General features: G+C 69.3%; 12 protein-coding genes. 10 read left to right on the top strand and 2 right to left on the bottom strand.

Features of this window, described 5'->3' with window-relative positions; all coding sequences use genetic code 11:
- The first annotated feature begins 195 nt into the window (after positions 1 to 195).
- From aceE to V9K99_RS34230, 5 genes are all read left to right on the top strand, one after another.
- A complete protein-coding gene (gene aceE, locus V9K99_RS34250; protein WP_337323964.1) occupies positions 196 to 2,925 on the top strand; it encodes a pyruvate dehydrogenase (acetyl-transferring), homodimeric type in 2,730 nt (909 codons plus the stop codon).
- Between the two features lie 161 nt (positions 2,926 to 3,086).
- The gene (locus V9K99_RS34245) at positions 3,087 to 3,392 is read left to right on the top strand and encodes a hypothetical protein (RefSeq protein WP_337323659.1); all 306 of its coding nucleotides are present in this window, start codon (positions 3,087 to 3,089) and stop codon (positions 3,390 to 3,392) included.
- A complete protein-coding gene (locus tag V9K99_RS34240) occupies positions 3,389 to 4,489 on the top strand; it encodes a flavin-containing monooxygenase (RefSeq protein ID WP_337323660.1) in 1,101 nt (366 codons plus the stop codon). Before V9K99_RS34245 ends, V9K99_RS34240 begins: the two co-directional genes overlap by 4 nt.
- A 22-nt stretch (positions 4,490 to 4,511) precedes the next feature.
- Positions 4,512 to 6,149 carry a LuxR C-terminal-related transcriptional regulator gene (locus V9K99_RS34235; RefSeq protein ID WP_337323661.1) on the top strand — a complete coding sequence of 546 codons (1,638 nt, stop codon included), beginning with the start codon at positions 4,512 to 4,514 and terminating at the stop codon, positions 6,147 to 6,149.
- Positions 6,150 to 6,222: 73 nt separating this feature from the next.
- The gene (locus V9K99_RS34230; protein ID WP_337323662.1) at positions 6,223 to 6,747 is read left to right on the top strand and encodes a hypothetical protein; all 525 of its coding nucleotides are present in this window, start codon (positions 6,223 to 6,225) and stop codon (positions 6,745 to 6,747) included.
- On the opposite strand, the gene V9K99_RS34225 is transcribed toward V9K99_RS34230, so the two are convergent.
- Positions 6,713 to 7,720: a pirin family protein gene (locus tag V9K99_RS34225; protein WP_337323663.1), complete on the bottom strand. Its 1,008-nt coding sequence runs from the start codon at positions 7,718 to 7,720 to the stop codon at positions 6,713 to 6,715. The genes V9K99_RS34230 and V9K99_RS34225 overlap by 35 nt on opposite strands.
- The gene (locus V9K99_RS34220; RefSeq protein ID WP_337323664.1) at positions 7,717 to 8,760 is read right to left on the bottom strand and encodes a PHP domain-containing protein; all 1,044 of its coding nucleotides are present in this window, start codon (positions 8,758 to 8,760) and stop codon (positions 7,717 to 7,719) included. Before V9K99_RS34220 ends, V9K99_RS34225 begins: the two co-directional genes overlap by 4 nt.
- 32 nt (positions 8,761 to 8,792) lie before the next feature.
- Between V9K99_RS34220 and V9K99_RS34215 the strand changes: the two genes are divergently transcribed.
- From V9K99_RS34215 to fabF, 5 genes are all read left to right on the top strand, one after another.
- The gene (locus V9K99_RS34215) at positions 8,793 to 9,989 is read left to right on the top strand and encodes a PucR family transcriptional regulator (RefSeq protein WP_337323665.1); all 1,197 of its coding nucleotides are present in this window, start codon (positions 8,793 to 8,795) and stop codon (positions 9,987 to 9,989) included.
- 78 nt (positions 9,990 to 10,067) lie between these two features.
- Complete coding sequence (locus tag V9K99_RS34210; RefSeq protein ID WP_337323666.1) at positions 10,068 to 11,258, top strand: acyltransferase domain-containing protein; 1,191 nt, start codon at positions 10,068 to 10,070, stop codon at positions 11,256 to 11,258.
- Positions 11,259 to 12,254 carry a beta-ketoacyl-ACP synthase III gene (locus V9K99_RS34205; RefSeq protein WP_337323667.1) on the top strand — a complete coding sequence of 332 codons (996 nt, stop codon included), beginning with the start codon at positions 11,259 to 11,261 and terminating at the stop codon, positions 12,252 to 12,254. It abuts the gene before it with no gap.
- Between the two features lie 84 nt (positions 12,255 to 12,338).
- Complete coding sequence (locus V9K99_RS34200) at positions 12,339 to 12,587, top strand: acyl carrier protein (RefSeq protein WP_130446978.1); 249 nt, start codon at positions 12,339 to 12,341, stop codon at positions 12,585 to 12,587.
- Between the two features lie 102 nt (positions 12,588 to 12,689).
- Complete coding sequence (gene fabF, locus V9K99_RS34195) at positions 12,690 to 13,925, top strand: beta-ketoacyl-ACP synthase II (protein ID WP_337323668.1); 1,236 nt, start codon at positions 12,690 to 12,692, stop codon at positions 13,923 to 13,925.
- Positions 13,926 to 13,936: the final 11 nt, after the last annotated feature.

Below are 13,936 nucleotides of genomic sequence, written 5' to 3'. Positions count from 1 at the left end.
GTGTCCGGTATCCGCCTGCCGGGTACTGTCCGTGTCCGCTCACATCACGCTCGGGCGACCGGAATCGGGCGCCTGTGGAAGGCGAAGTAGAACGCATTCCGAACAGGTGACAGGATTGCGGGGAAGAGCAACCAGAGAGAACGGCAGGACACCGTGGCTTCCGGACACGAACCACCAGCCATCATCACCGAGGGGATGCCCACCCAGCTCCCCGACATCGACCCCGACGAGACACGGGAGTGGGTCGAATCGCTCGACGCGGTCCTGGACGAACGGGGCAAGGCGCGAGCGCGCTACCTGATGCTCAAACTGATCGAGCGAGCCCGGGAGCGACAGGTCGGGGTGCCCGCGCTGCGGAGCACCGACTACATCAACTCGATCCCGCCCGAGCGCGAGCCGTGGTTCCCCGGCGACGAGCACATCGAGCGGCGGATCCGCGCCTTCATCCGGTGGAACGCCGCCGTGATGGTGAGCAAGGCCAACCGCAAGGGCCTGGAGGTCGGCGGCCACATCGCCACCTACCAGTCCGCGGCCAGCCTGTACGAGGTGGGCTTCAACCACTTCTTCCGCGGCAAGGACCACCCCGGCGGCGGCGACCAGGTCTTCATCCAGGGTCACGCCTCCCCCGGGATGTACGCCCGCGCCTTCCTCGAGGGCCGGCTGTCCACGGACCAGCTGGACGGCTTCCGGCAGGAGGTCTCCCGCGGTCCGCACAACGGACTGTCGTCGTACCCGCACCCTCGGTTGATGCCGGACTTCTGGGAGTTCCCGACCGTCTCGATGGGACTGGCCGCGCTGAACTCGATCTACCAGGCCCGGTTCAACCGGTACCTGCACCACCGCGGCATCAAGGACACCAGCCAGCAGCACGTCTGGGCGTTCCTGGGCGACGGTGAGATGGGTGAGCCGGAGTCGCTCGGCGCGATCGGCCTGGCCGCCCGCGAGGAGCTGGACAACCTCACCTTCGTGATCAACTGCAACCTGCAGCAGCTGGACGGCCCGGTCCGTGGCAACGGCAAGGTGATCCAGGAGCTGGAGGCGTTCTTCCGCGGCGCCGGCTGGAACGTGGTCAAGGTGATCTGGGGCCGGGAGTGGGACAACCTGCTGGCGCAGGACCACGACGGCGCGCTGGTGCACAAGATGAACACCACCCCCGACGGCCAGTTCCAGACCTACTCCGTCGAGTCCGGCGAGTACATCCGGAACAACTTCTTCGGCGGTGACCAGCGGCTGCAGGCGATGGTCCGCAACCTGTCCGACGAGGACCTGCGCAGGCTGCCGCGCGGCGGTCACGACTACCGCAAGGTGTACGCCGCGTTCAAGAGCGCGACCGAGCACGTCGGCCAGCCGACGGTGATCCTGGCCCAGACGATCAAGGGCTGGACGATCGAGGCGCTGGAGGGCCGCAACGCGACCCACCAGATGAAGAAGCTGACCTCGGACGACCTGAAGGCCTTCCGCGACCGGCTCTACCTGCCGATCGAGGACAAGGACCTCGAGGACGCGTACAACCCGCCGTACTTCCACCCCGGCACCGACTCGCCGGAGTACCAGTACATGATGGAGCGGCGCAAGCAGCTCGGCGGTTCGCTGCCGGAGCGCCGGGTCGCGCCGAAGACCACGCTGAAGCTGCCCGGCGACGACGTCTACAAGCCGCTGAGCAAGGGCAACAACTCGCCGGTGGCGACCACGATGGCGCTGGTCCGGCTGTTCCGGGACCTGATGAAGGACCCGGAGATCGGTCACCGGATCGTCCCGATCGCCCCGGACGAGTACCGCACCTTCGGGATGGACTCGATGTTCCCGACGGCGAAGATCTACTCGCCGCACGGGCAGCAGTACGAGGCGGTCGACCGCAACCTGCTGCTGTCGTACAAGGAGTCCGAGCAGGGTCAGCTGCTGCACGAGGGCATCAGCGAGGCCGGTGCGATGGGCTCGATGATCGCGGCCGGTACGGCGTACGCCACTCACGGCGAGCCGATGATCCCGTTCTACATCTTCTACTCGATGTTCGGGTTCCAGCGGACCGGTGACTCGCTCTGGGCGTTCGGCGACCAGCTCGGCCGGGGCTTCCTGGTCGGTGCGACGGCCGGCCGGACCACGCTGACCGGTGAGGGCCTGCAGCACGCCGACGGCCACTCGCCGCTGCTCGCCTCGAGCAACCCGGCCGCGGTGCACTACGACCCGGGCTTCGCCTACGAGGTCGCGTACATCGTGAAGGACGGCCTGCGCCGGATGTACGGGTACGGCCTGGACCAGGACAAGCCGTACGGCGAGGACGTCTTCTACTACCTCACCGTGTACAACGAGCCCGTTCCGCAGCCGGCCGAGCCGGAGAACCTCGATGTCGCGGGGCTGCTGAAGGGCATGTACCGCTTCAACGAGTACGAGACGGCCGAGGGCGACGACGTACCGCGGGTGCAGCTGCTCGCGTCCGGTGTCGCGCTGCCGTGGGTCCGCAAGGCCCAGCAGATCCTCGCCGAGGAGTACTCGGTGGCCGCCGACATCTGGTCGGTGACCTCGTGGAACGAGCTGCGCCGGGACGCGATCGCGGCCGAGGAGCACAACCTGCTGCACCCGGAGGAGCCGGAGCAGGTGCCGTTCGTGACCGAGCAACTGAAGGACACCAAGGGCCCGGTCGTCGCGGTCAGCGACTTCATGCGGTCGGTGCAGGACCAGATCTCCCGCTGGGTGCCGAACGACTACACCTCGCTCGGAACCGACGGCTGGGGCCTGGCCGACACCCGGGCCGCGGCCCGGCGCCACTTCCACGTGGACGCCGAGTCGGTCGTCGTCGCCACGCTGGAGATCCTGGCCAAGCGCGGTGACGTCAAGCCGGAGGTCGCCGCCGAGGCAGCCCGCAAGTACCGCATCGACGACCCGACCGCGGTCGCCGGTGTCAAGCAAGAGGGCGCCGGCGCCTGACGCCCCGGAAAGCCGCTCACCTCCAGAGGTGGGCGGCTTTCCTGTTTCCGGACCCATCCGCCGGCATACCGGCCTACGACAAACGTCGTAGGGAGCGGCGCGGACAGGTTGCGCAATCCGTCCGACGCGCCGGGCGGCCCCTGGTCCCTACCGTCGGTGACATGACTGGCGCAAGCGTTGCTCTTCTCGCGGGGACGGTGTCCACCATCCTCTTCGCGTCGAGCGCGCTGCCGATGGTGCTCAAGGCGATCCGGACCCGCGACCTGAAGTCGTACAGCCCGGCGAACCTGGTGCTCGCGAACGTCGGCAACGCCGTCCACTGCATCTACGTGGTGCACCTGCCGCCGGGACCGATCTGGGCCCTGCACGGCTTCTACGTCGTGACGTCCGCGCTGATGCTGCTCTGGTGGTTGAAGTACCACTTCGGCCTGCGCGCCGTCCCCCGTGACGAGCGGAGGCTCGCATGAACACCGAAAGTATCGAGACCGTCATCATCGGTGCCGGACAGGCCGGGTTGTCCACCGGCTACCACCTGCGCAAGCGCGGCCGGCCGTTCCTGATCCTGGACGGCAACGCCCGGATCGGCGACCAGTGGCGGGCGCAGTGGGACACGCTGCGGCTCTACACGCCGACGAGGTACAACGGCCTGCCCGGACTGCCGTTCCCCGGTGAGCGCTGGGGCTACCCGACGAAGGACGAGGTCGCGGACTACCTGACGTCGTACGCGGACCGCTTCGACCTTCCGGTCCGCGGCAGCACCCGGGTCCAGAAGCTGGAGTCGTACGACGGCCGGTACGTCGTCACCACGAGCACCGGAACCATCCACGCCGACAACGTGGTGGTTGCCACCGGCACCTTCGGCAAGACGCCGTACCTGCCGGACTTCGCGGTCGATCTCGACCCGGGGATCCGGCAACTGCACTCGAGCGAGTACCGCCGTCCGGAGCAACTCAAGGACGGGCCGGTGCTGGTCGTCGGCGGTTCGCACTCGGGGACGGACATCGCGTACGAGCTCGCCACCAGCCACCCGACCATCCTGTGCGGACGGGACCCCGGCCAGATCCCGGTCCGCTTGGGCACCCCGGCGGCACGTGTCTTCTTCCCGGTCTTCCTGTTCCTCGGCAAGCACCTGGTCACCCGGCGGACCCCGATCGGGCGGAAGGCGATGGAGGAGATCCGGTTCCACGGCGGACCGATGCTCCGGGTCAAGCGAGAGGACCTGCTCGCGCGAGGGGTCGAGCGGGTCCTCGACCGGGTCACCGGTGTCCGTGACGGGCTGCCGGTACTCGGCGACGACCGGGTGGCGGACGTGGCGAACGTGGTGTGGGCGACCGGGTTCCAGCAGGTCTTCGACTGGATCCGGCTGCCGGTGTTCGGCACGGACGGCTGGCCGACGGAGATGCGTGGGGTGGTCACCGACACGCCCGGGCTGTTCTTCTGCGGCCTGTCCTTCCAGTACGCCTTCAGTTCGATGGTGCTGCCAGGTGTCAGCCGGGATGCCGCGTACGTCGCCAAACACATCGCGGCCCGATCCGCTGCCGACCGGACCCTTGCCGCCGCCTGACGGAACGCGCATTCTCGCGAGTATGGGCATCGTCGACGACTTGGAGCGGGCGCGTCAGGCGTTCGAGCGGCGTGACTGGGCGGTCGCCTACGACCGCCTGTCCGCCGCCGAGGCGGAGCCTGGCGCGGCCGCCCTCGGCGCGGACGAACTGCAGACGCTTGCCACCGCCGCCTACCTGGTCGGTGACAACGACGCCTGTATCCGCGCGCTGCAGCGCGGTTACCGGCTGCAGGTCGACGGCGGCAACATCCTGGGCGCCGTTCGATTCGCCTTCTGGCTCGCCCTGGTGCTCAACGTCCGGGGCGAGGTGGCCGTCGGCAGCGGCTGGGCCGCCCGCGCCGAGCGGCTGCTCGCGGATCAGCCCGAGGACGTGGTGGAGCGCGGCTACCTCAGCATCCACGAGTTCTTCCGGTGCCTGAACGCCGGCGACTTCGCCGGCGCGTCCCGGGTGGCCGACGCGATGACCGAGACGGCCCGCCGGTTCGGTGATCCGGACCTGCTCGCGCAGAGTCTGGTGTCCAAAGGGCGCCTGCTGATCTACTCCGGCCGGGTGCCGGAAGGACTCGCCCTGCTGGACGAGGCGATGGTCGGGGTCGCGGCCGGCGAACTGTCGCCGATCTTCGCCGGCAACGTGTACTGCGCGATGATCGAGGGCTGCCAGGAGGTGATGGACTACGCCCGCGCGTCCGCGTGGACCACGGCACTGACCCGCTGGTGCGACACTCAGCCCGACCTGGTGCCGTACACCGGCCAATGCGCCGTACACCGGGGTCAGATCCTTCGGCTGCACAGTGCGTTCGGTGAGGCCTTGGAGGAGTTCAACCTCGCGTGCCGGCGGTATGCGTCCGCAGGTTCGCAGGCTGCCGCCGGACTCGCGTTGAGTGAGTGCGGCGACGTACTGCGGATTCGTGGCGACTACCTGGCGGCCGAGGCGGCGTACGACGAGGCAGCGGGATTCGGTTACGAGCCTCAGCCGGGTCGCGCGTTGCTGCTGCTTGCCCGCGGTCGCACGCCGGCAGCGGTTGCGGCGGTACGACGATTGCTCGCGGAGATCGGGGACGCGGTGCACCGCTCGCGGCAATTGCCCGCGGCCGTCGAGATCCTGGTCGCCGGTGAACACGTCGATGACGCAACGACGATCGCTGAGGAGCTGAACGGCATCGCCGAGAGCTTCGGATGTGCGGGGCTGCGCGCGACAGCGGCGTACTGCCTGGCCTTGGTGGCGTTGGCGAGCAATGACCCTGATCGCGCGCTGCCGCAGGCAAGGACCGCGATGCAGCTGTGGGGTGGGCTCCAGTCGCCGTACGAGGTGGCGCGGGCGAAAGTGCTGGTCGGACGTGCGTTCCGGCTGCTCGGTGACGAGGATTCGGCGTCGTCCGAGCTGACGTCGGCGGCCCGGACCTTCACGGATGTCGGCGCGGCGCCGGCCCGGCAGGAGGTCGAGAAGCTGCTGCACCGCGACATCGCCGGCGGGCTCACCGGGCGCGAGCTCGAGGTTCTGCGCTTGGTTGCTTCGGGCAACAGCAACACCGAGATCGCGCACCGGCTGGTGCTCAGCGACAAGACGGTGGCGCGGCACCTCACGAACATCTTCACCAAGCTCGAGGTCCCGTCCCGCACCGCGGCGGCGGCGTACGCCCGCGACCACGATCTGCTCTGAAAGGCTCTTGGGAGGGAGTTGCTTCACTCCCGAGAGTGAGGTGCGGTGAGGTCCCGCATCGGATGCTCGAGGCATGACTGAGCGACCCGTTCCCCGATGGGCTTATCTGCTGGCGCATGCGATCCCGTTGATGACGTTGCCATCCGGCCTGTGGCGGTTGGGGTTGGTTGCGGGTTCGTCGATGGGCATCGTGGTCGACGGCCGGCCGACGTACGTGATGGGCGTCGGCGAGAAGGTGTACGTCGTGTTCCTGTCGGTGTTCTCCGAGGCCGTCGCGCTGCTCGCGTTCGGCCTGGTCAAACGCTGGGGCGAGGTCGCGCCGCGCTGGATCCCGTTCATCGGCGGCCGGCGCGTCAACCCGTACGCCGCGATCATCCCAGCGACCCTCGGCGGCCTCAGCCTGATCGCCATCTGGAGCTACGGCTTCCGCGACGTCTTCACCGACCACTTCATCCCGTTCTCCAGCCCCGCCTGGAAAGCGCTGATGATCGCCTGCTACGCCCCACTCCAGCTCTGGGGTCCGGCCCTCCTGGTCCTCACCTGGGCCTACTACCGCCGCCGCGTCAGCGCGCCCGCGGTCTTGGCTTCAGCGCGGTAGCGGGCAATGCGGGAGCCGGCAGCGGGTCACCGTCGTACCCGGCGACCATCGGGAAGCGGTCGGTGCCGCGACTGGCGATCGCGGCCTGCCAGGCATCACGGGAAGCGACGATTTCCTCGTGGCTGCGGCCGATGAAGTTCCACCACATGACCAGTTGTTCCTCGAAGGGTTCACCGCCGAGGAGCAGCAGGCGGGCTCCGTTGGCTGAGGCAACCAACTCGAGGGTGTCGCGGCCGTCGCCCAGGTAGGCCATCTCGCCGAAGCCCGGGGTCAGGTCTCCGACGGTGAGCGAGCCGTCGACGATCAGTACGGCGTACTCGTTGGAAGGCGTGAGCGGAAGCGTCAGCGTGCGGCCGGGATCGATGGTGAGGTCGGCGCCGACGAGTGGGGTGTACGCCGGCGCCGGTGAGGTGACACCGGCGACGGTGCCGATCATGACGGTGGCGCGGGCGCCGTCGAAGTCGATCGTCGGCAGGTCGGCGTACGCGTTGAAGGCGGGTGCGACCGTCGTACGCACGGAGTCCGGTAGCGCGACCCACAGTTGGGCGCCGTGCAGGATCGGTGGCGCGGTCGGGGTGGACACCTCGGAGTGGGCGATCCCGTTGCCCGCGGTCATGATGTTGAGCTCGCCCGGCCGGACCATCGCATGCGATCCGACGCTGTCACGATGCTCGATCTCGCCCTCGAACAGCCAGCTCACGGTCTGCAGACTCGTGTGCGGGTGCGGCGGGACTTGCATTCCCCGCTCCCCCGGTACGTCGTACGAGTCGACACGGCTCGTGAGGTCGTCCGGGCCGTAGTGGTCCACGAAGCACCAGGCACCGACCATTCGGCGGTTCTTGTTCGGCAGCAGGCGCCGTACCTTCGTCGTCCGGCCGAGGATGACCTCCCGCGGCTCGAGGAACTCCAGCACGGGCCCGTCGTTCCCACCGACGCAGACGATCTCAGCGGGGTCTTTCTCGAGGTCACTCATGACGCCGCCCATTCCTGCAGCTTCTGTTGGTCCCAGGTGTTGATGACGCGGTCGGGGGTCACACCGCAGTCCTCGGCGCGCTCGCAGCCGTAGACCTGCCAGTCGAGCTGGCCGGGCGCGTGCGCGTCGGTGTCGATGGAGAACATGCAGTCCGTCTCGACCGCGAGCGACAGCAGCCGCTTGGGTGGATCGAGGCGTTCCGGGCGGGAGTTGATCTCGACCGCGGTGCCGAACTGGCGGCAGGCCTCGAAGACGATCTCGGCGTCGAAGTCGGATTCCGGCCGGGTACCGCGGCCGCCGGTGATCAGGCGGCCGGTGCAGTGGCCGAGGATGTCGACGTGCGGGTTCGCGATCGCCCGGACCATCCGCTCGGTCATCGGCCCGGCCGCCATCCGCAGCTTCGAGTGCACGCTGGCGACGACCAGGTCGAGCCGGGCCAGGATCTCGGTGTCGCAGTCGAGCGACCCGTCCTCGAGGATGTCGACCTCGATACCGTTCAGGATGGTGAACCCGTCCAGCTCGTCCGCCAGCTTCTTGTTCAGCTCGGCGACCACGTCGAGCTGTTGCATCCGGCGTTCGCGGGACAGCCCGTTGGCGACGGTGAGCCGGGCCGAGTGGTCGGTCAGCGCGATGTACGAGTGCCCGAGGCTGTGCGCCGTACGCGCCATCTCCTCGATCGGGCTGCCGCCGTCGGACCACTCCGAGTGCAGGTGCAGGTCCGCCTTCAGTTCCGCGCGCATCGCCGTACCGGCCGTGGTCAGGGCGCCCGCGGCGTCCTCCAGCTTGACCAGGTACGACGGGGTGCTGCCGTCCATCGCCTCGAGGATGACGGCCTCGGTCTTCGGCCCGATCCCCGGTAACTCGGTCAGCGTCCCGGCCCGGCGGCGGGCCCGGACCTCGGCCGGCGGCAGCGCCGCGATCGTGTCGGCCGCGCGCCGGTACGCCTTGACCCGGTGCGTCGGTTGCTGGTCGCGCTCCAGGTAGTACCCGATCGCCCGCAGCGCCGCCACGGCCGCCGCCACACCCGCGTTGTCCGTCATCCCCCCATGATGGCAGCGGTTATGGTCGGGGCGTGGCGAAGAAGGGTCATCTCGCGCGGGCCGAGCGGTTGCAGGGGGCGACCGGTGCGCTGGCCACCGCCGCGATGGCCGCGATGGACGAGAAGCTGCCCTGGTTCGGCAAGCTGTCGGCGCAGGACCGGTCCTGGATCGGGCTGGTCGCCCAGTCCGGTATCACCGCGTTCGTCGACTGGTTCCGCGATCCCGAAGAGCACTCGTCGATGCCGATCCGGATGTTCGGTTCGGCGCCGCGCGAGTTCACCCGGGTCATCTCGCTGCACCAGACCGTCGACCTGCTCCGGACCACGATCGAGATGATCGAGAACACCATCGGCGACCTGCTCCCGCCCGAGGACGTGCCGGTGGTCCGCGAGGCGATGCAGCGCTACGCCCGCGAGGTCGCGTTCGCCGCCGCCACCGTCTACGCCCAGGCCGCCGAGATGCGCGGCGCCTGGGACGCCCGGCTGGAAGCCCTGGTCGTCGACTCGGTGATCCGCGGCGAAGCCGACGAGTCCGTCCGCTCCCGCGCCTCCGCCCTCGGCTGGACCGGAGCCGGTACGACGGGGTCCTCGGAGGTCGCCGTGGTGGTCGGACGCGCCCCCGAATCGGAGCCCGGGAGCGCCAACGTGGCCGACGTGGTCCGGCACGCGGCCCGGGAGGCCGGTGCTGACGCTCTGTGTGCGATGCAGGGCGACCGGCTGGTGGTGGTACTCGGTGGTACGAGTAAACCTGTCGAGATCGTACAAAACCTTGCTCAATGGTTTGGACCCGGTCCGATCGTCGTCGGACCGGTGGTGAAAGACCTGATGGCGGCCGTGACGTCGGCCCGGGCCGCGATCGCCGGACTCCGCGCGGCGCCGGCCTGGCCGCAGGCGCCACGACCGGTCCAGGCCGACGACCTGCTGCCCGAACGGTCACTCTCCGGAGACGGTCACGCCCGTCGCCAACTCGCCTCGGACGTCTACGGCCCGCTTACCATAGGCGGTGGCGTGCTGCTCGACACCGTGTCGGCATACCTGGACTCGGGTGGTTCGGTCGAGGCGACGGCCCGCGCGATGTTCATCCACGCGAATACCGTCCGGTATCGGCTCCGGCGTGTGGGCGAGATCACGGGCTACTCGCCGCTGAACCCGCGCGACGCATTCACACTTCGTGTCGCACTGGCGTTGGGCCGCCTGCTCAACCCCGAGCCCGGTAGCTCCCTTTTGTAGGAACCCTACAAAGTCGGGGCGGTAGAATTCGTGCTGCCTTCCGGCCCACGGACGGCCTGGCTCAGGGAGAGTTGTCACGTGCTCGTCATCGTCGCGCCCGGTCAGGGTGCCCAGACCCCAGGATTCCTCGAGCCGTGGCTGGAAGATCCCGCGTTCGAGAGCCGGCTGCACTGGCTCTCCGCGGTGGCCGGCCTCGACCTCGCCCACTACGGCACCAAGGCCGACGCGGACACGATCCGGGACACCGCGATCGCGCAGCCGCTGCTGGTCGCGTCCAGCATGCTGGCCGCGCTGGCGGTGTTCCCGCATCCGTCCGACGCGTTCACCAAGGTCGGCGCCGTCGCCGGCCACAGCGTCGGTGAGATCGCGGCCGCGGCCGGCACCGGCGTACTCAGCGCCGAGCAGGCGATGGTGCTGGTCCGCGAGCGCGGCAAGGCGATGGCCGCCGCCTCGGCGCTGACCGCGACGTCGATGACCGCCGTCCTCGGCGGCGACCGCGACGAAGTGCTGGCCAAGCTGGCCGAGCACGGCGTGACCGCGGCGAACGACAACGGCCCCGGCCAGATCGTCGCCGCCGGCACGGTCGAGGAGCTGGCCGCGCTGGCCGCCGACCCGCCGGCCAAGACCCGGCTGATCCCGCTGTCCGTGGCCGGTGCGTTCCACACCAAGCACATGGAGCCCGCGGTCCAGACGTTGGCGCGGTACGCGAGAGCGATCAGCACCCACGACCCGCGGACCCGCCTGATCTCGAACCGCGACGGCCAGGTCGTCCACGACGGCCGCGAGGTGCTGAACCGGCTCGTCTCCCAGGTCAACTCGCCGGTCCGCTGGGACCTGTGCATGCAGACAATGGCGGAGATGCAGGTGACCGGCATCCTCGAGCTGCCGCCGGCCGGCACCCTCACCGGGATCGCGAAGCGGGCACTCAAGGGCGTCGAGACGTTCGCGCTGAAGACGCCGGACCAGCTCGACGACGCCCGCGCGTTCGCCGAGAAGCACGGCAGCCCGTCCGAGATCGACGCCTCACCGACCTGGCGGCTGCTGGTCGCGCCGATGAAGGGCACCTTCACCCGCTCCGAGCAGGTCCGCCGGGAGTCCGGCGACACGGTCGAGGCCGGCGAGGTGGTCGCCCAGGTGAAGAGCCTGCGCGACGAGCTCGACGTCAAGGCCCCGCACGGCGGCATCGTGGTCGAGTGGCTGGTCGAAGAGGGTGACCCGGTCTCCCCCGGACAACCGCTGGTCCGTCTCCACCCGAACGGAGCAAACTGAATGACCGCGATCACTGCACAGACCGGTGCGACGTACGCCGGTGTCCTCGGTATCGGGTCGTACCGGCCGCGTCGCGTCGTACCGAACTCGGAGATCCTGGAGCAGATCGACTCCAGTGACGAGTGGATCCAGACTCGGTCCGGGATCAAGGAGCGGCGCTGGGCCGAGGCGGACGAGACCGTCCTGATGATGTCGGTGAACGCCGCCAAGGACGCGCTGAAGGAGTCCGGCATCGAGCCGGGCCAGATCGGCTGCGTCATCGTCTCCACGGTCACGCACCTCTACCAGACCCCCGCGATCGCGACCCAGGTCGCCGTCGAGGTCGGCGCCCCGACCGCGGCCGCGTTCGACATCTCGGCCGCGTGTGCGGGCTTCTGCTACGGCGTCGCGATGGCCAACGACCTGGTCCGCGGCGGCAGCGCGAAGTACGTGCTGGCGATCGGCGTCGAGCGACTCAGCGACATCACTGACCGGACCGACCGCGGTACGGCGTTCATCTTCGCCGACGGAGCCGGTGCCGCGGTGGTCGGACCGACCGACGAGCCGGGGATCGGCCCGGTCGTGTGGGGATCCGACGGGACCCAGCACGAGGTGATCAGCCAGAAGGAGTCGTGGCAGGAGGCGGTCGACAGTTCCAACTGGCCGCACCTCACGATGGACGGCAACCCGGTGTTCCGGTGGGCGTCGTTCGAGATGGCGAAGACGGCACAGCAGGCGCTCGACGTGGCCGGTGTCAAGGCCGAGGACCTCGACCTGTTCGTACCGCACCAGGCGAACATGCGGATCACCGACGCGATGCGGCGGACGCTGAAGCTGCCCGACCACGTCAAGGTGGCCCGCGACATCGAGCGGCAGGGCAACACGTCGGCCGCATCGATCCCACTCGCGATCACCGCGATGCGCGAGACCGGCGAGGCGAAGAGCGGCGACCTGGCCCTCATCATCGGCTTCGGTGCCGGGCTGGTGTACGCCGCCCAGGTCATCCGGCTGCCGTAGTCCTCGCCCATAGTTGTCCGGGGCGGCTCAGGTGGCCGGCCCGGCTGTAGCAAGCCAGAGAACTCCGAAAGGGAAACCAAGAAGATGGCCAGCACCGAAGAGATCCGTTCCAACCTCGCCGAGATCGTGAACGAGATCGCCGGCATCCCGGTCGAGGACGTCCAGCTGGACAAGTCCTTCACCGACGACCTCGACGTCGACTCGCTCTCCATGGTGGAGGTCGTGGTGGCCGCCGAGGAGAAGTTCGACGTGAAGATCCCCGACGACGAGGTGAAGAACCTGAAGACCGTCGGCGACGCGGTCGCGTTCATCGAGCGCGCCCAGAACGGCTGACAAGCCACCGCTGTGCTGGCCGGTGCTCATCGGACCGCGGTCCGGTGAGCACCAACACACCCCTCGTTGACCGATCCCCGAACTTTGAAGGATGAGGTAATCATGTCGAAGACCCGAGTCGTCATCACCGGGCTCGGAGCCACGACCCCGCTCGGGGGTGACGTGGCCAGCACCTGGGAAGGGTTGCTGGCCGGCCGCTCCGGCGCGCGGCGGCTGACCGACGAGTGGGTCCAGAACCTGGCGGTGCAGATCGCTGCTCCGGCCGCGGTCGAGCCGACCGAGGTGATCGAGCGGGTGAAGGCCCGCCGCCTCGACCGGAATGCGCAGCTCGCCGTCGTCGCGGCTCGTGAGGCCTGGGCCGACGCCGGCCTGGCGGACTCCGGGCTGGACAAGGAGCGGCTCGGTGTCGCCTGTGCCTCCGGCATCGGCGGCCTGCACACCACGCTGGCCAACTACGACGCGCTGAAGACCAACCCGCGCCGGGTGTCGCCGCTGGCGATCCCGATGCTGATGCCGAACTCGTCTGCCGCGTACGTGAGCCTGGAGTTCGGCGCCAAGGCCGGCGTCCACACCCCGGTCTCGGCCTGCGCCTCCGGCAACGAGGCGATCGCCCTCGGCCTGGACCAGATCCGGCTCGGCCGCGCGGACGTCGTACTGGCCGGTGGGACCGAGGGCGCGATCATGGCGCTGCCGCTGGCCGCGTTCGGGCAGATGATGGCGCTGAGCAAGCGCAACGACGAGCCGGAGAAGGCCTCTCGGCCGTGGGACGTGGACCGGGACGGGTTCCTGCTCGGTGAGGGCGCCGGGATCCTGGTGCTGGAGTCGTACGAGCACGCCAAGGCACGCGGCGCGAAGATCTACGCCGAGCTCGCCGGCGCGGGGATCTCAGCCGACGGTCACGACATCGCGCAGCCCGACCCGACCGGTTCCGGCGCGCGCCGGGCGATGGAGCGGGCGCTGGTCGAGGGCGACCTGACCCCGGCCGACATCCGCCACATCAACGCGCACGCCACCTCGACCCCGCAGGGCGACATCGCGGAGTCGCTGGCGATCCGGCTGGCGCTCGGCAACGCCGCCGACAACGCGATCGCGACCGCACCGAAGTCGATGATCGGTCACCTGCTCGGCGCGGCCGGCGCGGTCGAGTCGATCGCGACCGTCCTGGCCCTGCACCACCGGGTGTCGCCGCCCACCATCAACCTGGACAAGCTCGACGACCAGATCGAGTTGGACGTCGCGACGGAGCAGCGCAAGCTGGCCGACGGGGACATCGCGGCGCTGAACAACTCGTTCGGCTTCGGCGGCCACAACGCCGCCATCGCCTTCAAGACGGTCTGATTCAGGTGGGC

This window comes from Kribbella sp. CCNWLW201 (assembly GCF_037203805.1).
Classification (GTDB): domain Bacteria; phylum Actinomycetota; class Actinomycetes; order Propionibacteriales; family Kribbellaceae; genus Kribbella.
The sequence above is the reverse complement of the archived record's forward strand: the minus strand, read 5'-3'. Positions and strand labels throughout refer to the sequence as shown.

Bases quoted from the DNA above. Each gene is read 5' to 3' on its own strand.
- aceE (WP_337323964.1), top strand. From the start codon at position 196: ATGCCCACCCAGCTCCCCGACATCGACCCCGACGAGACACGGGAGTGG.
- V9K99_RS34245 (WP_337323659.1), top strand. From the start codon at position 3,087: ATGACTGGCGCAAGCGTTGCTCTTCTCGCGGGGACGGTGTCCACCATC.
- V9K99_RS34240 (WP_337323660.1), top strand. From the start codon at position 3,389: ATGAACACCGAAAGTATCGAGACCGTCATCATCGGTGCCGGACAGGCC.
- V9K99_RS34235 (WP_337323661.1), top strand. From the start codon at position 4,512: ATGGGCATCGTCGACGACTTGGAGCGGGCGCGTCAGGCGTTCGAGCGG.
- V9K99_RS34230 (WP_337323662.1), top strand. From the start codon at position 6,223: ATGACTGAGCGACCCGTTCCCCGATGGGCTTATCTGCTGGCGCATGCG.
- V9K99_RS34225 (WP_337323663.1), bottom strand. From the start codon at position 7,720: ATGAGTGACCTCGAGAAAGACCCCGCTGAGATCGTCTGCGTCGGTGGG.
- V9K99_RS34220 (WP_337323664.1), bottom strand. From the start codon at position 8,760: ATGACGGACAACGCGGGTGTGGCGGCGGCCGTGGCGGCGCTGCGGGCG.
- V9K99_RS34205 (WP_337323667.1), top strand. From the start codon at position 11,259: ATGACCGCGATCACTGCACAGACCGGTGCGACGTACGCCGGTGTCCTC.
- V9K99_RS34200 (WP_130446978.1), top strand. From the start codon at position 12,339: ATGGCCAGCACCGAAGAGATCCGTTCCAACCTCGCCGAGATCGTGAAC.
- fabF (WP_337323668.1), top strand. From the start codon at position 12,690: ATGTCGAAGACCCGAGTCGTCATCACCGGGCTCGGAGCCACGACCCCG.